We start from the raw sequence: 18,483 nt of genomic DNA on the forward strand, positions 1-18,483 counted from the left end.
CAGAATTCTGCCCCGTCACGTTCCACGGCGACGGTCACGGCATGGATCCTCGGGTCAAGCCCGAGGATGACGAAGCGAGGGGCGCTTTGGGCATCCAAACATGAAACTCGCCACCTTCAACATCAACAACATCAACAGCCGGATGGAAAACCTCCTGGCCTGGCTCGCCATCGCAAAGCCCGATGTCGTTTGCCTGCAGGAGCTGAAATCCCGCGACACGCAATTCCCGCTGACCCGGCTCGCCAATGCCGGCTACGGCGCTGTGTGGAAGGGCGAGCCGACCTGGAACGGTGTCGCCATCCTGGCAAAGGGCGCCGAGCCGGTGCTGACGCGCGACGCGCTGCCCGGCGACGACGCCGACCGCCAGGCGCGCTACATCGAGGCGGCGGTCGACGGGGTCGTCATCGCCTGCCTTTACGCGCCGAACGGCAACCCGCGGCCGGGGCCGAAATTCGACTACAAGCTCGCCTGGCACGAGCGCTTCGCCGCGCATGCGGGTGAGCTTCTCGACACTAGGCTGCCGGTGGTGCTTGCCGGCGACTTCAACATCGTGCCGGAGCCGCGCGACATCTACCAAACCCGCTCCTATGACGACAACGCGCTGGTGCAGCCTGAAAGCCGCGCCGCCTTTGCGGCGCTGATCGAGCAGGGCTGGACCGACGCGCTGCGCAAGGTTTTTCCCAGGCAAGAGAGGCTCTACACTTTCTGGGATTATCGCCGGAACCGCTGGCCGCGCGACGCCGGATTGCGGCTCGACCACATATTGCTGTCGAAGAAACTGGCGCGGAAGCTGAAGAGCGCGGGCATCGACCGTGAGGTGCGGGGAAGGGACAATCCCAGCGATCATGCACCGGTCTGGGTGGAGTTGGCGACCTGACCTTCTCCCCTCATGTGAGGGAAGAAGGCGAGGTCGGCGCTGTCCCACCAGCATCGCAATTCACCACAGTGACTTGCGGCATCGATGTCCAACGCTAATCTGCCGAAAACTTGGAGGGGGTACAATTCATGCTCGTGGTCTTGAACAGCGATCTCCAACCATCACACCCCCGCCATGGCTGACAGCGTCCTGGTCGTCCTCATTTCGGCCCTCGTCCTTGCCGGCGCCGTCGCCCTCATCGCGATCGCGCTGCGCCGGCGCCGGAAACGCCGCAAGGCGCGCGGCAATCCCAATCCGGCCGGCGACTACGCGCGGCGCGTCAATTGGGCGCCGACATCCAGCAAGCTCAACTTCTCGTCCTTCGTCTACATGGATGTCGATGGCGATGGCGCCTATGGCGTGGCCGACCGGCCGATGGCGGGCATCATGGTGCGGCTCTATGACGAGCGCGGCACTTTCCTGGCCGCGGCGCGCAGCAATGGCGCCGGCTTCGCCAATTTCCCGATGTCGTCGAAGCGGCGCAGCGCAGCGATCCAGCGGCCCGGAGTCTATCGTTTCTCGGTCTCGGTGCCGCCCGGCTGGCGCGCCAGCAGCGCCAACCAGGATCAGACGGTGCGCCTGCTCGAAGCACCGGGCTCGATGGTCGGCCTCGCCGGCGAGGGGCTGCCGAAACCGGTCGGCCTCGCGCCGGTGCGCACAGTGAGCGGCGGCACGCCGTCCAGGATGGGGGCCACGCTGTCTATCATGGGCAAGGGCCGGTTGCTCGAGAGCCGCACACTGCCTGCGGACGCGGCCTTCCGCTTTCCGCTGGGCGTCGATGCCGATGAGATCGTCATTGCCGGTTCCGGGCTCGACCGGCGGCTCGCGCTGTCGGCCTATCCGGTCGATCTCGGCCTGCTGGCGCCCGGCGCGCTCGCATCCGACGCAGCGCTCAAGGCCATCGGCTTCGACGACATAACTCTACGCGACCTGTGCAAAGTGCCGTCGGGCCATGCCGGGCTCGACTGGCGCAATCTCAACGCCATGGCGCGCGACCACACCGCAAACAGCGAGGGCTATGTCAACGGCAACGTGTCGGGCGCCTACATCGCCTATACCAGCAGCGGCCATCCGGCCGAGTTCGGCCGCGCTGCGCCCTTCGGCTTTCATTCGGTGATGCTGACGGCAGCCTGGCTGGCCTCGGAAGGCGAGGTGGCGTTGGTCGAAAGCTGGCTGGGGGAAGAGCTGATCGCCAGCGCCGAAATCGCGCTGTCGGCGCTGGCTCCGGTCCACTACGCGCCGATGCTGAAGGCGGTGACGCGCGTGAAAATCTCGACCAGGCACCATTGGCAGGCCGTGCTGGATGATCTGGTGGTGGCGCTCTGACGTCGTTGGCGGACCAGGGCTTTTGCGGTTGCTGCAGAGCCTCAAAGAGGGACACCGTGGCCGCCACGAAAGCAGGAAGCCGCAGACATGGACGGCGAGATGCGGCAGACGATAATCCTCGCGACCATGCGCAAATGCGGGTGGCGCATATGCACAAATCCTAGAGGCGCCCGAGAGGCGGGAAATGAAAAGACAATCCCGGTGGCGGGGATTATCGAGAGACCAGTTTGGTTACTCGAGAACGGCACCGTTACCGTTGGTGATAGTAATCGAAAGGCCTGCCACAACCGCCGAAAGCTTGCCTTTGCGGACAAAAACCGGCTTCTCGTAAATTTTCTTCATATTGAATTCCCCCTATCGATACATGCTCAAAAGCGTCGATGATTCATCATCAACCCGGTACGGGCGAACCGGCCACAACCGCCGAAAGCTTTCCCTTGCGCACCAGAATCGGCTTCTCGTAAGTCTTCTTCATGCGAATTGCTCTCCTCGAAAATCCCGGCGGATAATCTCATATAAGCAGTTTCTGTCAAGCAAGCGGGCCGTTCCGTTCCTGGGAACAGCGTTCTACTGATGTAACCGCCGCTCAATAGTATGATGGTCGCGCCTGCCGAAACCGGGTGCGAAAGATATCGCCCCGCGAATCAGTGTGATGTCTTGCACTTAGCCTTGGCCGCAACCTCGGCTAGGATGCAGGGGCCGTTACCGCTGCCGGGTTGCGAGGGCGCGGCTACTGCAAGGCGCGGGGGGATAACGATGAAGAGATCGACCGACAGGCTGCTGGCGCTGGCGATGCTGGTCGTCGGCATTGTCTGTTTCGCCAAGCTCTATCCGGCGCTGGACGGCAAGCCGCTGGCAACGACGCGCCTGGAAGTCTTCGGCGCGGCCGGCCTGCTGTCGGTCCTTGCCGGACTGCTTTTCCTCGCCGGCCTGCTGCCGGCCTCGGCAAGGCACGATCCCGCCGCCCGTTTGTTCGGCCGCGATGCCGAGATCGAGCCGGCCGGGCATCCATGGCTGCGCCGCGTCGCGCTCGCGCTGCCGCTTTTGGCCCTGCTCGTCATCGTCGCCGACCAGTACGGCCCGTGGCGGGCACGTGTCGAACCGGCCGCGCCGGCCGAATCCGCCGAATCCAAGGAGGTCGCCGCCGCGCCGGCGCTACCTGTGACGCCGCCGCCGGAACTCGCGCCAGCACCCGCGCCCGAGCCGGCCGCGCCAGCGCTACTGGCGACGCTTCCGCCAGAACTCGCGCCGGCGCCCGCGCCCGTATCGGCGCCTGCCGGGCCATCCCAGCCGACGCCCGTCCAGCAATCGACGCAGCCCGCCACCCCGGCGCAGCCGTCATCCGCGCCCACCCTGCAAACCACGCTGGCGCCGGCCGCGCAGCCTGAAATGGGCACGCCGCCCGAGACGATCGCACCGCCTCCGCCGGCGCCTCCGACCCAGCCGACCGCGCCGGAAGGCCATCGCGACGCCGTCGTCTGGCTGGCGGTGTCAGCCGACGGCCACCAGATCATGAGCGCCAGCACTGACCGGACGATCAAGCTCTGGGACATCGACGGCAAGCGGCTGATCCGCGACCTCGGCACCCATAAGGACATGGCGCGTGTCGCGCTCTTCATGCCCGGCGGCAAGGCCGCGCTGACCGCCGGCGACGACGGCGAGATCGTGCTGCGCCAGCTCTCGGACGGCACGGTGCTGCACGTCTTTTCGTCGGGCCAGAACGGCGGCGTAAACAAGCTCGCCCTCAGCCCCGACGGCAAACTTGCCGTCAGCGGCCACGACACCGGCTCGGTCGTCGTCTGGGACCTGGAGAAGGGCACAGTGCTGCATGTGCTGCCCGGGCACGACTGGTCGGTCAGTTCCGTCGCCGTCTCGCCCGACGGAACGCACGCGATCTCGGGCAGCATCGACGGCGAATTGAAACTCTGGGACATCGTCGCCGGCAAGCAGCTGCGCAGTTGGCACGGCCACGAACGCGGGGCCTATGGCGCGGTCTTCCTGGCCGACGGCCATCATGCCGTGACCGGCAGCGGCGACTACACGATAAAACTCTGGGACATCGACACATTCAAGGAAGTCCGGCGCTTCGACGGCCATTCCGGCACGGTCTATGCGCTGGCCTTGTCGGCCGACGGCAAGCGTCTCGGCTCGGTCTCGCTCGACGGCACGGCGCGGATCTGGAACATGGACACGGGCGCCGAGATCGCCGAATTCGACCCCGGCACCGGACCGATCTATTCGGTCGCCTTCGCCGCCGACGGCACGCTCGTCACAGGCGGCATCGACCGCACCATCCGCGACTGGCCGGCGGCGGGAGGGGACGGGACGGTGCTGTTTGCGGGGGCGCCCGAGTAGCGGAGGCGCTGGAGATTGTTCACGGGTAGGCTGGCGGGACAGCACCCCTCTCTGGCCTGCCGGCCATCTCCCCCGCAAGGGGGGAGATCCGCAGCTTCCGCGCGCCGCCATATCCTGCGAGGCCGACAATTGGCGAAAGCGATCGCGACATCAATCTCCCCCCTTGCGGGGGAGATGCCCGGCAGGGCAGAGGGGGGTGTGACGGAACTCGGCTTTCGCGTTTCAAGGCCAGTGCCATCGGATGCGGAAAGACTGACAGGGAATTCGCCCAGCCCATGAATATCGTCGAAGCCTCGATCGCCGACCTGCGCCGCGCGCTGGAAGACGGCGCCGTCACCAGCGTCGAGCTCACCGGCGCGTATCTCAGGCGCATTGCCCATTACGATCGCCATGGCATTGCATTGAACGCCGTACCCATACTCAACCCGAAGATGTTCGAGGAGGCGGAAGCCTCGGACCGCCGCCGCCGCGAGGGCAAGACGCTCGGCCCGCTCGACGGCATCCCTTACACCGCCAAGGACAGCTACAAGGCGAGGGACCTGACGGTGGCGGCCGGCTCGCCGGCGTTCGAGCGTCTCGTCGCCAACGAAGACGCTTTCACCGTCGCCCGGCTGCGCGCGGCGGGCGCGGTGCTGATCGGCCTCACCAACATGCCGCCGATGGCCAATGGCGGCATGCAGCGCGGCGTCTACGGCCGCGCCGAGAGCCCGTACAACAAGGATTTCCTTACCGCCGCCTTCGCCTCCGGCTCGTCCAACGGCTCGGGGACGGCGACCGCCGCGTCCTTCGCCGCCTTCGGGCTGGGCGAAGAGACCTGGTCGTCCGGGCGCGCGCCGGCCTCCAACAATGCGCTGGTCGCCTACACGCCCTCGCGCGGCGTCATCTCGGCGCGTGGCAACTGGCCCCTGGTGCCGACCATGGACGTGGTGGTGCCGCATACGCGGACCGTTTCCGATATGCTGGAGCTGCTCGACATCGTCGTCGCCGACGATGACGAGACGCGGGGCGATTTCTGGCGCGTGCAACCCTGGGTGCATATCCCGAAAACCTCGGCGCTGAGGCCGGCGAGCTACACCTCGCTTCCGCTGCGGGACGCGCTCGGGGGCAAACGCCTCGGCGTGCCGAAAATGTATATCGGCAAGGATGACGGCGCCGACCGGCCGATCGAGACCCGTGCCTCGGTGCTGGAACTGTGGCGGCAGGCGGCGCGGGATCTGGAAGCGCTCGGCGCGGAGCTGGTCGAGGTCGATTTCCCCGTCGTCTCCAATTACGAGCGCGATCGTCCGGGCGCTCGCTCCATGGTCGATCGCGGCCTTGTGCCGATGGAATTTGCCGAGCGCGAAATCTGGGACTTGTCCATCTGGTCCTGGGACGATTTCCTGCGCGCCAATGCCGATCCCGCGATCCCCGATCTCGCTTCGGTCGACGGCGCAAAGATATTCCCGCAGCCGCCAGGCACGCTGCGCGATCGCTACGGCGACGCCGATTTCGATCTGGCGCAGTATGTCGAGCGAGCGAAGCGCGGGGTGGCGCCGCTCGCGAGCATTCCCACCATCGAGGCGGGACTAAAAGGCCTGGAGTCAACGCGCCGGGTCGATTTCGAGGAGTGGCTCGACGCGAACCGCCTCGATGCCGTGGTTCTGCCGGCGGTCGCCGATGTCGGTCCTGCCGATGCCGATGTCAACGAGGCGTCCGCGGCGCTTGCCTGGCGCAACGGCACCTGGGTCGCCAACGGCAATCTCGTCTGGCGCCATCTCGGCATCCCGACGGTGACGGTGCCGATGGGCACGATGGCCGATATCGGCATGCCCGTCGGCCTGACCTTCGCCGGCAAGGCTTATGACGACGTGGCGCTGCTGACGATCGCCGGCAACTACGAGCACGCCACAAGGCGCCGCACCGTTCCGCCGCGCACGCCGGCGCTGGCCGATGAGGTGTTCGAAGGCAGGAGCGCGGCGGGTCGCGTTGGCGGTGCCCCGCTCACGCTGGCGCTGACCGCGCAGACGACGCGATCCGGCGACACCGACGAGATCGCGATCGTGTTGGAAATCGGCGCGGACGAGCCGGCCGAAGTGAAAGTCCACGTCAACGGCGAGCCCATCCTCATGCAGGCAAGACACAATCGCTACACCGGCCGAGCGGTGGTGCCGGCCTCGACGCATCAAGGCTTCCACAGCGTCTGGCGCGGCGCCTACGGCTCGATCGTAACGGCCATCGTGCGTTCGCCTGATGGGCGCTGTAACGGAACCTTTATAATCACCGGCGGGATCGGGTGACAGCCCCGGCTGATCTGGCAGAGCGATTATACGAGGCCGGGCTGGTCTGTCTTGTTTACTGCTCGGGAGGGGACTTTGCGCGCTTGCGGGTCAGTCCGTTTTTTGCCGGGCTTCGATCGAAGCCGATCCGCGGCTTCGGAAGTGCGCGGCAAGCTGATCGCCGTCACCCGCTCGATCCCACAATGCGCGGCCGATCCGAGGAATGCTTAGCGGGGCGAGTGACGGCTACTCCGGGCCACCCGCCAGGTCGACCGCCAGCGCGATGAACCCGAATGCGGCCCCGGCCGCGCACACCGCATTCCAGCCGCCCCAAGCCCACGCAAGTCCCGCCAGCAGCGAGCCGATCGCGCCGCCGATGAAGAAGATGCCGACGAATAGTCCATTGATGCGGCCGCGCGCCTTCGGCTGCAGGAGGTTGACGGCGCGGCGGCCCAGCGTCTGGTCGCCGGTGACGCCGATATCGAGCAGCACCGCGCTGAGACCCATGAGGATGAGCGGTAGCCAGGCGCCGCCGGCCTTGCCCGCGCCGGCGAAGGCCGCGAGACCCAGCGCCGCGATCAGCATGAGATGGCAGAAAATCGTGGCCGGGCGCGTAAGACCGCGGTCGCCGGCGCGGCCGAAGATCGGCGTCACCGCCGCACCCCCGGCGCCGACCAGCGCAAACAGCGCAATGCCTTTCTGGCCGAGATCGAAGGGCGGTGCCGAGAGCCGCAGCGCCACCGCCGTCCAGAACACGCTGAACGCCGCCATCACCAGGCTCGCGGTGAAGGCTCGCCGGCGCAGCACCGGCTCCTGGCCCAGAAGCCCGACCAACGAGGCGATGAGCCCCGCGTAGCTCGCATGCGCCAGCGGCCTCCGCCTTGGCAGGGCCAGGCCGAGCAGGATGGCGAGCAGCGCAAGCGCCGCGGCGCTGATGCCGTAGAAGGCGCGCCAGCCGAAGGCGTCGGCGACGAGGCTGGCAATCGGACGAGAGAGCAGGATGCCGATCATCAGCCCGCTCATCACGTCGCCGATGACGCGCCCGTCCTGCCCCGGCGGCGCCATCGAGGCCGCGACCGGCACCAGCACCTGGATGCAGGAACAGGCGGCGCCCAGCATGAACAGCACGGTGAGCAGCGAAGCGGCGGACGGCGCGAATGAAGCGACCGCCGCGGCGAGGGCGGCCGCGCACAGCATGCGCAGCACCAGCACGCGGTTCTCGACCAGATCCGACAGCGGCACCAGGAAGAACAGCCCGGCGGCATAGCCGAGCAGCGTGGCCATCGAGACCAGGCCGCTTTCCGATGCCGCGGCGCCGAGCGACGGGCCGATCAGCCCGACCAGCGTCTGCGGCGCGAACAAATTGGTGACGATGATGCCGACCGAGGCCGCGAACAGCAGCGTCTGGGACCGGCTGATGGTGCCGCCGCCGACATGCGGCGGCCGCTCCGTGAAGTCGGCCTCAGCGACCCGGGCGTTGTCTGTTCCGTTCATGGCTGGCCTCGCTGTCCGCATATTCCGCGAGGACTTTATTCGCAACGATCATAATGCTACAATTGAATTGATCCGATAATGATTATGCGAGTTACGCATGAACATCCGTGACCTCGAGGCATTCGTGGCCGTCGTCGAGACCGGCTCCATCGTCGGCGCTTCGGCAAGGCTCAACCTCACCCAGCCCGGCGTGACGCGCCGGGTGCAGAATCTCGAGGAGCGGCTGGCGACGCCCTTGCTCGACCGCCAGTCGAAACCGCTCAAACCCACCGCATCGGGCCGCGAGGCCTATGAGCATGGCCGTCGCGTGCTGCGCTCGCTGGAGGATCTGAAGGCCGGCGTCTCGCCGGCGGGCGAGGTGAGGGGCGAGTTCCGCCTCGGCATCATGCCTTATCTCTCGACCAGCGCGCTGTCCGAACCGCTCGACGGCTTGCGCGCCGCCTTCCCGCAGCTGACGCTGAAGATCACCTCCAGCCTGTCGCCGCGCCTGGTCGAGCAGGTGCTGCACAGCGAGATCGACGCGGTCGCGGTGTGCCTTGCCGAGGGCGTCGCGCCGCCGCCGGAGCTCGTCGGCGACGATCTCGGCCTGCAGGCGGTGCTTCTTGTCGCCTCGCCGGGCCTCGGCGTGCCGAAGCCGGCCGAGCTCAACGATCTTGCGCGCTACCCCTGGGTGCTCAACGAAACCGGCTGCGGTTTTCGCGCTTTCATCCGTCATCGTTTCGAAGTGGCGCGGCTGCCCTTCCATGTCGGCGTCGAGGCGCAGGGCGCCGATCTCAGGATGTCGCTGGTGGCACGCGGCCTCGGCATCGGCGTCGTCACCCCCGGCGCACTGTCGGGCAGCCAGTGGCGCGACGCGGTCGAGGTGGTCGACTGCCCCGGCTTCAAGCCGCAGGTGCGTTGTTGGTTGCTCCACCGCCCGCCGGCGGGCAGGCTGGCGCGCCCGATCGCGGTCTTCCGCGATGCGCTGGCCGAAGCACTGAAGGGCCCGATGCCGCTGATGTCGTAGGCTCCTTTCCTTCTCCCCTTGTGGGAGAAGGTGGCCGAGCGAAGCTCGGACGGATGAGGGGTGTTGGAAGGATCGCGGCGCTTGACAATTAAGCGCTGAAAGCACTTGTTCTTTCCAGCTCTCGTTCCTTCGCGCACCCCTCATCCGTCTCGGCGCTGCGCGCCGATCCACCTTCTCCCACAGGGGGAGAAGGGGAGGCCGCACTACCTTGACCCATCCCCCACCCACGCTATCTTCGCGCCATGCCAGTCACCCCCTCTGCCGCCGCGCCGCTGATCGTCATCGACTTGCAAACCGGCATGTTCGACGGCCGTTTCGATCCGCCGATCCATGACGCCGACGCCATCGCCGAACGCACGCGCGCTCTGATCGGCTGGGCGCGGCGCACCGGCCGCAAGGTGGCGTTCGTGCGCCATGACGGGCCGGAGGGCGACCCGCTGGCGCCCGGCGCTTCCGGCTGGCCGGTCTGGCCGCTGCTCGGCCAGGCCGCCGACGAGCCGACCTTTGGCAAGAGGGTCGGCAACGCGTTCTCCAACCCCGACCTGGCCGAATGGTTGACGGGGCAGGGCGCAAAGGACGTCGTGCTCATTGGCGCCCAGACCGATTTCTGCGTCGCGGCGACCGTCAAGGGCGCCTTTGCCGAAGGGCTTGGCGTCACCGTTGTTTCCGACGCGCATTCGACATTGGACAGCGACAAGGAAAAGGCGCCCGACATCATCGCCCGCCACAACGCGGCGTTCGAGACGCAGGGCGCGCGGATGGCGACGACGGCGGAGTTGACGAAGGGCTGAGCGCTGCGCGCCGATCCACCTTCTCCCACAGGGGGAGAAGGGAAGAACCCAACCTAAGGAACCCGTCTTGCCCACCCTCACTCTGCCCGCCGAAGGAGGCTGCCGCTGTGGCCGGGTGCGTCTGAAAATCTCGGCGAAACCCTTGCTCACCATGGCCTGCCACTGCACCGGCTGTCAGTCGATGTCGTCCAGCGCCTATTCGCTGAGCGCGGCGATCCCCGCGGAAGGTTTCGAGATCACGAAAGGCGAGCCGGTGATCGGCGGCCTGCACGGCGCGTCGAAGCACTATTTCTGCGGCTACTGCATGACCTGGACGTTCACCCGGCCCGAAGGGCTCGACTGGTTCGTCAACCTGCGCCCGACCATGCTCGACGATCATGCCTGGTTCGCGCCCTTCATCGAGACCTGGACGGCCGAGAAATTGCCCTGGGCGGCGACATCGGCGGTGCACAGCTACGCGGCGCTGCCTGCCTTCGAGCAATACGAGTCGCTGGTCGCCGAATATGCCGAGGCGCGGGGGTAAAAAACGGCGACCCTGGCAAGGTCGCCGTTGGCATTTCCGTTGATGGTCGACGCGGCCGTTGGGGGCGCATTGTTGGGGATGTGCTTGGGCGTCCGCGTCGACCACGGCGGCCTCACACCGCAGGCTACACCATGGCATATTTGCCGCCGGCTGAAACTTCCGCGAAAGCGGTATATGGCGGGACTCGCGACTTTGCCTTCTCCCCCAAGGGAGCAGGAAAGGACGAAACAGTTTCTATTCCTTGCCGCATTGACCTCGTCCGCTCGGCCGGCGACGACTAATGCCTTCCTTTTCAATGGATTGCATCGTGAACCAGACTCATTTTCTCAACGCCAAACTTGCCGACGGCTCGCTCTCGGACCTCACCGTCGCAGGCGGCCGCTTCAGCGCCATCGCTCCTGCCGCCAGAGCGGCAACGCCGCCGGCGGGCGCCATCGACCTCGCCGGCCGGCTCGTGCTGCCAGCCTTCGTCGAGGGCCACATCCATCTCGACACCTCATTTTACGGCGATGCCTGGCGTCCGCACATTCCTTGCGCCAACGGTTTTGACGTGCGCGAGCGGGTCGTTTTCCAGATGCGCAACCTCGAGCAGGCCGCGCCGATGGCGGAGCGCGCGAAAAACCAGCTCGAGCTCTGCGTCGGCAACGGCAGCCTTGCCATGCGCAGCCACGTCATGGTCGATGCCGATGTCGGGCTGAAGCATGTCGAGACGATCCTTGCCGTGCGCGAAAAATATCGCGACCTCGTCGACATCCAGCTCGTCGCCTTCCCCCAGAGCGGCATCCTGTCCTCGCCGGGCACCGTGGAACTGCTCGACGAAGCGCTGAAGCTCGGCTGCGACCTGATCGGCGGGCTCGATCCGGCGAGCTTCGACCGCGACGTCGACGGCCACCTCGATGTGGTGTTCGGCCTTGCCGAAAAGCGCGGCGCCGGCATCGACATCCACCTGCATGACGGCGGCACGCTCGGCTTGTTCGAGATCGAGGAGATCGCCGCCCGCGCAAAAGCGCTCGGCATGGGCGGCAAGGTCGCGATCAGCCATGCCTATGCGCTTGGCGACGTCTCTTCCCACGCATTGGCAAAGGCCGGCGAGATGCTGGCCGCTTCCGGCGTCGCCATCATGACCAATGCGCCCGGCAACCATCCTTTCCCGCCGGTTGCGGCATTGCGCAGGGCCGGCGTCACCGTCTTCGCCGGCTCCGACAACATCCGCGATTCCTGGTGGCCCTATGGCGACGGCGACATGCTGAACCGCGCCAACATGATCGGCTACCGCTCCGGCTTCTACGAGGACTGGGAACTGGAAGCCGCCCACGATTTGGTGAGCCATGCTGGCGCCAGGGCGCTGGGGTTGGAAGGCTACGGCATCGCCGTCGGCGCCAAGGCCGATTTCGTTGCGCTCAAGGCCGAGCATGTGCCGGAAGCGGTGGTGGCGGTGCCGAAGGAGCGAACCGTCTATCGCGGGGGCAGGGCGGTGGCGAGGCAGGGGAGAATGACGCGCTGATGCGGGGTGGCTAATATATCGCTCGCCAAGATTTGTTCGAAAGCGTACAGTGGTTGCATCGTCGGCCTGATATATGGGCGCTGACGCTTGGGAGCGACCATCGCACTCCTGCCCTAACGGCATTGGAGCAAATGGTGCAGCGGCCAGGTCAATCCGGTCTGAGCCCGGAAGCCGTAGCGGCTTTGGCGCGGGAATCCGGAACCACGGAGCAGCAGATACTCGAGATCGTTTCGCTGATCGGCAACGATCGTGCGTCCATCCTCAGGGAAGCGCGTATCCTGGCCGGCGAACGCTCAACGCGCTGATCCAGATCGTTTTTGTGGCCTGAATTGTCGGTTTTGTACCAAGCCCGCCCGGCTAATTTGGGTGGGCTATCCTCCCGCGACCGTTTTCAGTGAATCAGGGCGCGGACGGCTGGGAGATTACACATGCTCTTGCCCGATCCGGGAGAGAGCTATGGACCAGCCGGTCAGCAAGGAGAAAAGCGCGCTTTTGCGCCGCATGAGTCCTGGTGACTTCGAGTTGCTCGCTCCCCATCTGCACTATCGGATCCTTGATCTGAGGGCCCCGCTCGAAGCGGCAGGCGAGCCGATCAAGACGGTCTGCTTCTTCGAATCCGGCATCGCCTCCGTGGTGGCAAGGAACCGGCCGGGGCTGGACACCGAGGTCGGCATAATCGGCCGCGAAGGCATGTCGGGCTCGGCGCTTGTGATGGGCGTCGACTGGGCGGCCAACGATTGCTACATGCAGATGATAGGCGATGCGGTTTGCATGGATGCGGAAGCATTCAAGGGCGCGCTCCAGGAAAGCCCGACGCTCCGTGACTTCCTGCTGCTTTATGTCCACTACCTTCACATCCAGACAAGGTCGACGGCGTTGAGCAATGCCCGCGCCAAGCTGGAGGACCGGCTGGCCAGATGGCTGCTGATGTGTGATGACCGGACCCTCGGCGGCGAGATCCGGGTCACTCATGAATTCCTGGCTGTCATGCTTGGCGTCAGGCGGCCTGGCGTCACCATCGGCCTGCAAATTCTGGAAGGACGCGGCCTCATCTGGTCGCGGCGTGGCGAGATTGCCATTCGCGACCGGGATGGTCTGGTCGGTATTGCCGACGGCTACTACGGACAAGCCGAGGCCGAATATGTCCGGATGCTCGGATAAGCTTTGATCGCGACAGGTTAAAAATGGCCGACGCGGCTGCCGGTGAAGCAACGTTGCCCAAGTCGCGCCGGCCACTGCGGCTTACTTGGAGTACCGCGCGTCCTGTCTAGCACTTGGAAATGCCCAGGCAACGACTGCCTCTGCTTGGTAAAATTCGTACAATCGAGCCGACTGAAGCTTGGCGGACAAGGGTATGGATCCCTGTGTTGCCGGCCACTGTCGTGGCGCCGGCGCCTAAACGCAGGCGCCGGAAACGAGAAACCTGAGCCGGTGATTTGCCGGCCCAAAAAGCCGATCGTGCAATTGACGAACCCGTGAGCGAAATCGGCGGACAATCCGGCGCTTGCCGATCTGTACGAATCCGTACAATCATTTGATCTTGCGGGCCGATTCCGCCGATCATAGATTCATGGTTTCCCATTGCTTCCAAGGAGAGTTGCGATGGATGATGTGACACCGAACGGCCATGTCCCGTCCCGCGTTGAAGTAGTCGAAGCCTGCGGCGAATGGTTTGTCCGCGTGGTCGAGGAAGACCGGGAACTGACGCGATCCTTCGAGCTTGAATCCTTCGCCCTTGCCTTCGCGGAAGGCCAGAGGCTGCGCCTCAAGCTGGATAGCTTCGAGCGACTGTGACCGGCTCGCCGAACGCGGTTACTTTTGGCGCGCGGTAGCATTGCTCTGTTTATAAATTAATTTGCATGCAAATGTTTCAAGCCGCTCCGGCTTCGTGAAGCATTTCACCGTTCGCGCGCAATCCACTGGTTACAGACACATCGCAAAAGCGGCGTCGGATGAATAGCGGCGCCGGTTTTCCGCCGCTGATTTATGGGGGTTTCCGATGTTCAAAAGTCTTAGCCGAATCCGCGCCGCCTTTGCGCGGTCGAACAAGTGCAAGAGGACGACGCGCGAATTGAACGAGCTGCCGCACCAGCTCCAGAAGGACATCGGCTGGCCGGAGCAGTCGAACCAGCTCGATGAAATCCGGTTGCCGTTCTAAAGCGCGACGCGCGGTGGCGGTCTTGTAGCCTTATCCGGTCACCCGTTACCCAAGCCACCACCACAAGCCGCCGACCGCCAGCGCGATCAGGGCCGCGACGCCGGCAAGCATCAGGTAGGATCCCATGATCATGCCGTTGATGATCTTCTTGATGCTAGCGCGGTCGTTGAGGTTGGGGAAGGGCTCGTTGGGCAGCGCGACGCCGAGGAAATCGCAGAGCGGCGCCCAGCCGTCGCTGACCTTGAACACAAGCAGTTTTTCCGGCGGCACCGCCGCTTTCACTTCGTCGACATAGGAATTGTAGCGCGCCACCGCTTTGTCGCGGTCGTTCATCACGCCCTTCAGCGTCCGGCCCCAGACCAGCTTGCGCGACATGTCGCCGAACTTGCGGCCGAACGGCGTCAGCCATTCCAGCACCTTGAACTGCCAGACATTCTCGGTGAAGTAGATCGTGTCGATGGTGCTGTCGTACCAGGCTTCGGCGCCGCGCGGATGCAGCGTCAGAAGCACTTTGGCTTCGGGATAGGCGGCCATCAGCTCGCGCCACACGCAGCAGCCCGGATTGTCGACGGTCGCCCGGTAATTGGCAAAGACCCGGTTCCAGTCCTGCTGCGCACCGGGCGAGCTGTTCGCCACCTCGCGCCAGAAATCGAGATGGCCCTTGTTGGCCTTGTTGATGATGACTTCCTGCATGTGGTAGCTCGGAAAGCCGAGCCGGTTCAGCGCGGCGAAAGTCGACCATGTGCCGGTGCGGCCGAAACCGGCCCCGATGACCTCGAGTGTCATGCGCGTCCCCCTTTTGGTCCGGATTGATTTTCTCTCGATTTCCGGTTCCTTGGTTGCGATCGTGCGCCCGGTCTGCCAAACGCGCAACGGTTTTCCATTAGCATTCACGCAAATCTATGGTCCAAATGTCGTCTGAACGATGCGCCATGACCGTTTTGCCTATTCACGCGGGAGGCGCGGCCTGATAATAGGTCAACCAAGCTGACCTAAATAAAAGCACTGCGGGAGGTGCGCCTTGACCCTGTTGAATCTTCTGGCCTCGCGCTCCTCGCGCATGAAGGCTTCGGAAATCCGCGAGTTGCTGAAGCTGCTCGACCAGCCGGACATCATCTCCTTCGCCGGCGGTATTCCCGACCCATCGCTGTTTCCCGCCGAAGCGATCGGCGAGGCCTACCAGGCGGTGCTCGGCGGCAAGGAAGCAGGAGCGGCGCTGCAGTACCAGGTTAGCGAAGGCTTCCTGCCGCTGCGCAAATGGCTGGCCGCCTATATGGGCAAGCTCGGCGTCCAATGTGACGAGGGCAACATCTTCATCACCTCCGGCTCGCAGCAGGCGCTCGACTATCTCGGCAAGCTGTTCCTGTCGCCGGGCGACACGGCTCTGGTCACCTGGCCAACCTATCTCGGCGCGCTGCAGGCCTTCAACGCCTATGAGCCGCGCTATGACCGGCTGAACACCGCCGGCGGCAACATGACGCCAGAAGCCTATCGCGCCGCGGCCGCTGCCCCTTCTGCCTTTTCGAAAGGGGGCGGCAAGGTGAAGTTCGCCTATCTGGTGCCGGATTTCGCCAACCCGACCGGCAACACGCTGGACGCCAGGCAGCGCCAGGCGGTGCTCGACCTTGCCGGCGAGCTCGACATCGCCGTCATCGAGGACGCAGCCTACCGCGCGCTGCGCTATGACGGCGAGGGCGTGCCGCCGATCCTGGCGCTCGACTGCGCCCGCTCCGGCGGCATCGACAAGGCGCGCACGCTCTATTGCGGGTCATTCTCGAAAATCCTGTCGCCCGGCATGCGCGTCGGCTGGGTCTGCGCGCCGCGCCATATCGTGGAGAAACTGGTGCTGATGAAGCAGGCCTCCGACCTGCACAGCCCCTCGATCAACCAGATGGTCATGCACCGCGTCGCCGAGGCCATCTTCGATGCCCAGGTGGAAAAGCTGATCGGCGCCTACCGCAAGCGGCGCGACGCGCTGCTCGGTGCGCTCGAAGCCAACATGCCTGACGGCATTTCCTGGAGCCGCCCGGACGGCGGCATGTTCGTCTGGCTGACGCTGCCGGAGGGCACTGATGCCACCGAGCTCCTGGCGCGCTCGGTGAAGGAGGCGCGCGTCGCCTTCGTGCCGGGCAACGCCTTCTACGCCGACGGCGCCGGCCGCAACACGCTGCGCATGTCGTTCACACTGGCGGATGATCGCGCGGTGAACGAGGGCGTGCCGAGGCTGGCGAAGCTGCTCAGAGGGTAGGGCGCGGCGCTACCTTCCGCAACGCAGGACATTGGCGAAGACCGATGCGAAGTCCAATCTCCCCCTTGCGGGGAGATCAGCAGTTTCATTGCCGGCTATCACCTCCCACTCGCGCAGGCGTGATTGCTAGTGCGCAGGCGTGATTATCGGCGCGGCCGATTCTTCGGCTAGTGTCGCAGCCGATCCAACACCCCCTGGATCGACCGACCGTGGGGTCCCACCTTCATGGTCCGAACCAAAGAGCCCCGACGGCCTCCACCGGCGGGGCTTTTTATTTGCTGCGCTTCCACAATGGGGAAGTCTTCCGCGGTTTGCATCGTTCATTGCCACAGGTTCCAACAGAGCTTTGCCGCCAGCCGGAAAAAAGCGCGGCTCTTGTCGGGAGCGGCGGGCAAGGCTCATATGCGCTCCGCAAGAGTGCGCGAAGAGGATGGCATGATGAGTGATGCACCGCCCCGCGTGACGCTGCTGCTCGGCAGCGCGCCGGATGTCACGCGCTGCGTCGCGTGGCCCAAGCATGCATTCGCCAGCATCGTCGCCATCAACAATGCCTGGCGCGTGCGCCCCGACTGGGACGTCCTGGTGCATGCCGGCGATTTTCCTCCTGACCGCATGCCGCGCCGGCATGAACTGCGGCAAGCCGAAATCTTCAGCGCCGCCCACTATGTGCCGGCGCAGAACAGCTTTGGCGGCTTCGTCTATGCCGGCGCCACCATGTCGCTGACGTCGGCCTATTGGAGCGTTCATAGCCAGAGGCCGGACGTGCTCGCCTTCCTGGGCTGCGACATGATCTATGACAGCGCTGGCGACACCCATTTCTACGGCGCCGGCCGCGCCGACCCGCTGCGCGACGACGTCACGCTGCAGAGTCTCGAGGCCAAGTCCGCGCGCCTTCTTTTCCACGCGCTGCGGCGCGGCACGCTTTGCGTCAACCTGTCGGACCTGCCGCGCAGCAGGCTGGTTTTCCCAAAACTCTCCTTCGAGGAGGTGCAGCGGTTGTCCATGCCGCAAGTCCTGGCCATGCAAGCCGAGTTGCATGCCGGCATAGACCTCGAGGCGGTTGAAGCGGCCGAGGCGATGGAACGCGAGTTCGGCTACTTCTACGAGGACGGGATGTACTGGAAGCATCTCGACGAGATAGACCGGGCAAAGCTTGCCCGTATCGATCGGCTCTGGATGTCGGCTGTCGCGGACCTGGCGATGCCGGCGGTCGCGGAATGCAGCGCGGCGGAGTAGAGATTGGATGTCGCCGGCCGCCGTCACGCAAAGTTGCTCGGTGCCGCTCGGCCCGTTAAGATAGGCTCTGCGATCTCAGCCAGGGAGGACGGGCCATGATCCCGCGCCTAAGCTTCGTCGTATGTGCATTCACTCTCTTCGCAACCCAGGCGTCCGCCTTCGAAATCTCCAGCCCGTCGGTTTCGGACGGCAAATGGGATGCGAAATATCTCGGCGACAAGGCCGGCTGCGGCGGACAGAGCGTCTCGATCGCGCTTGCCTGGAAGGACCCGCCGGCCGGCACCAAAAGCTTCGCGCTCACCATGTTCGACCCCGACGCCAATGGCGGCAAGGGTTTCTGGCACTGGCTGGCCTGGAACATCCCGGCAAGCGCCAAGGGCCTGCGCGAAGGCGCCGGCGCTGAAGGCGGCAAGCGCATGCCCAAGGGTTCGGTGTCCGGCACGGGCGGCGTCGGCCGCGCCGGCTATTTCGGCCCGTGCCCACCGCCCGGCAGCGGCACGCATCACTATGTCTTCACCCTCTATGCACTGAGCGAAAAGACGCTGCGCATCCCGGAAAATCCGTCGCCGGAGATGGCCTCGACCGCCGCCAAGAGCCAGGCGCTCGGCCAGGCGGCGGTGACGTATACATATGGGAGGTAGCGTAGCGTCCTACTTCCCCCTAGTGGGGAG

General features: G+C 65.4%; 18 protein-coding genes. 15 read left to right on the forward strand and 3 right to left on the reverse strand.

Annotated features, from left to right (window positions below):
* Nucleotides 1–100: 100 nt before the first annotated feature.
* Both xth and AC0L2L_RS15030 read left to right on the forward strand, forming a co-directional pair.
* The gene (gene xth / locus AC0L2L_RS15025) at nucleotides 101–877 is read left to right on the forward strand and encodes an exodeoxyribonuclease III (RefSeq protein ID WP_473579358.1); all 777 of its coding nucleotides are present in this window, start codon (nucleotides 101–103) and stop codon (nucleotides 875–877) included.
* A gap of 174 nt (nucleotides 878–1,051) precedes the next feature.
* On the forward strand, nucleotides 1,052–2,242 hold the full coding sequence (locus AC0L2L_RS15030; RefSeq protein ID WP_473579359.1) for a hypothetical protein: 1,191 nt from the start codon (nucleotides 1,052–1,054) through the stop codon (nucleotides 2,240–2,242).
* Nucleotides 2,243–2,473: 231 nt separating this feature from the next.
* Here AC0L2L_RS15030 and AC0L2L_RS15035 read toward each other — a convergent pair whose 3' ends face one another.
* On the reverse strand, nucleotides 2,474–2,584 hold the full coding sequence (locus AC0L2L_RS15035; RefSeq protein ID WP_473579360.1) for a putative RiPP precursor: 111 nt from the start codon (nucleotides 2,582–2,584) through the stop codon (nucleotides 2,474–2,476).
* Nucleotides 2,585–2,998: 414 nt separating this feature from the next.
* Between AC0L2L_RS15035 and AC0L2L_RS15040 the strand changes: the two genes are divergently transcribed.
* Together AC0L2L_RS15040 and AC0L2L_RS15045 are read left to right on the forward strand one after the other, a co-directional pair.
* Nucleotides 2,999–4,597 carry a WD40 repeat domain-containing protein gene (locus AC0L2L_RS15040; protein WP_473579361.1) on the forward strand — a complete coding sequence of 533 codons (1,599 nt, stop codon included), beginning with the start codon at nucleotides 2,999–3,001 and terminating at the stop codon, nucleotides 4,595–4,597.
* A 275-nt stretch (nucleotides 4,598–4,872) separates the two neighbouring features.
* On the forward strand, nucleotides 4,873–6,873 hold the full coding sequence (locus tag AC0L2L_RS15045; RefSeq protein ID WP_473579362.1) for an amidase: 2,001 nt from the start codon (nucleotides 4,873–4,875) through the stop codon (nucleotides 6,871–6,873).
* A 225-nt stretch (nucleotides 6,874–7,098) separates the two neighbouring features.
* Here the strand turns inward: AC0L2L_RS15045 and AC0L2L_RS15050 are convergent, their stop codons facing one another.
* Nucleotides 7,099–8,346 (reverse strand): MFS transporter, encoded by a 1,248-nt coding sequence (locus tag AC0L2L_RS15050; protein ID WP_473579363.1) that lies wholly within the window; start codon nucleotides 8,344–8,346, stop codon nucleotides 7,099–7,101.
* Nucleotides 8,347–8,443: 97 nt separating this feature from the next.
* Between AC0L2L_RS15050 and AC0L2L_RS15055 the strand changes: the two genes are divergently transcribed.
* The 8 genes from AC0L2L_RS15055 to AC0L2L_RS15090 all read left to right on the forward strand — a co-directional run bounded on the left by AC0L2L_RS15055 (nucleotide 8,444) and on the right by AC0L2L_RS15090 (nucleotide 14,328).
* The gene (locus tag AC0L2L_RS15055; protein WP_473579364.1) at nucleotides 8,444–9,352 is read left to right on the forward strand and encodes a LysR family transcriptional regulator; all 909 of its coding nucleotides are present in this window, start codon (nucleotides 8,444–8,446) and stop codon (nucleotides 9,350–9,352) included.
* A gap of 242 nt (nucleotides 9,353–9,594) precedes the next feature.
* The gene (locus tag AC0L2L_RS15060; RefSeq protein WP_473579365.1) at nucleotides 9,595–10,143 is read left to right on the forward strand and encodes a cysteine hydrolase family protein; all 549 of its coding nucleotides are present in this window, start codon (nucleotides 9,595–9,597) and stop codon (nucleotides 10,141–10,143) included.
* Between the two features lie 67 nt (nucleotides 10,144–10,210).
* Entirely contained in the window at nucleotides 10,211–10,666 is a 456-nt protein-coding gene (locus AC0L2L_RS15065) for a GFA family protein (protein ID WP_473579366.1), read from the forward strand.
* A gap of 295 nt (nucleotides 10,667–10,961) precedes the next feature.
* The gene (locus AC0L2L_RS15070; protein WP_473579476.1) at nucleotides 10,962–12,170 is read left to right on the forward strand and encodes an amidohydrolase family protein; all 1,209 of its coding nucleotides are present in this window, start codon (nucleotides 10,962–10,964) and stop codon (nucleotides 12,168–12,170) included.
* Nucleotides 12,171–12,301: 131 nt separating this feature from the next.
* Nucleotides 12,302–12,475, forward strand: a complete 174-nt coding sequence (locus AC0L2L_RS15075) for a hypothetical protein (protein ID WP_473579367.1) — start codon at nucleotides 12,302–12,304, stop codon at nucleotides 12,473–12,475.
* A gap of 151 nt (nucleotides 12,476–12,626) precedes the next feature.
* A complete protein-coding gene (locus AC0L2L_RS15080) occupies nucleotides 12,627–13,331 on the forward strand; it encodes a Crp/Fnr family transcriptional regulator (RefSeq protein ID WP_473579368.1) in 705 nt (234 codons plus the stop codon).
* A 441-nt stretch (nucleotides 13,332–13,772) separates the two neighbouring features.
* Nucleotides 13,773–13,964, forward strand: coding sequence for a hypothetical protein (locus AC0L2L_RS15085; protein WP_473579369.1), 192 nt, complete (start codon nucleotides 13,773–13,775; stop codon nucleotides 13,962–13,964).
* A 205-nt stretch (nucleotides 13,965–14,169) separates the two neighbouring features.
* Nucleotides 14,170–14,328: a DUF1127 domain-containing protein gene (locus AC0L2L_RS15090; protein WP_473579370.1), complete on the forward strand. Its 159-nt coding sequence runs from the start codon at nucleotides 14,170–14,172 to the stop codon at nucleotides 14,326–14,328.
* A 45-nt stretch (nucleotides 14,329–14,373) separates the two neighbouring features.
* On the opposite strand, the gene AC0L2L_RS15095 is transcribed toward AC0L2L_RS15090, so the two are convergent.
* Nucleotides 14,374–15,114, reverse strand: a complete 741-nt coding sequence (locus AC0L2L_RS15095; protein WP_473579371.1) for a sulfotransferase family protein — start codon at nucleotides 15,112–15,114, stop codon at nucleotides 14,374–14,376.
* 274 nt (nucleotides 15,115–15,388) lie between these two features.
* On the opposite strand from AC0L2L_RS15095, the gene AC0L2L_RS15100 reads away from it, so the two are divergent.
* From AC0L2L_RS15100 to AC0L2L_RS15110, 3 genes are all read left to right on the forward strand, one after another.
* Nucleotides 15,389–16,576 (forward strand): aminotransferase-like domain-containing protein, encoded by a 1,188-nt coding sequence (locus tag AC0L2L_RS15100; RefSeq protein WP_473579478.1) that lies wholly within the window; start codon nucleotides 15,389–15,391, stop codon nucleotides 16,574–16,576.
* Nucleotides 16,577–17,014: 438 nt separating this feature from the next.
* The gene (locus tag AC0L2L_RS15105) at nucleotides 17,015–17,812 is read left to right on the forward strand and encodes a hypothetical protein (RefSeq protein ID WP_473579372.1); all 798 of its coding nucleotides are present in this window, start codon (nucleotides 17,015–17,017) and stop codon (nucleotides 17,810–17,812) included.
* 95 nt (nucleotides 17,813–17,907) lie between these two features.
* Entirely contained in the window at nucleotides 17,908–18,453 is a 546-nt protein-coding gene (locus AC0L2L_RS15110) for a YbhB/YbcL family Raf kinase inhibitor-like protein (protein WP_473579373.1), read from the forward strand.
* Nucleotides 18,454–18,483: the final 30 nt, after the last annotated feature.

It is taken from the genome of Mesorhizobium sp. WSM4832 (genome assembly GCF_055811115.1).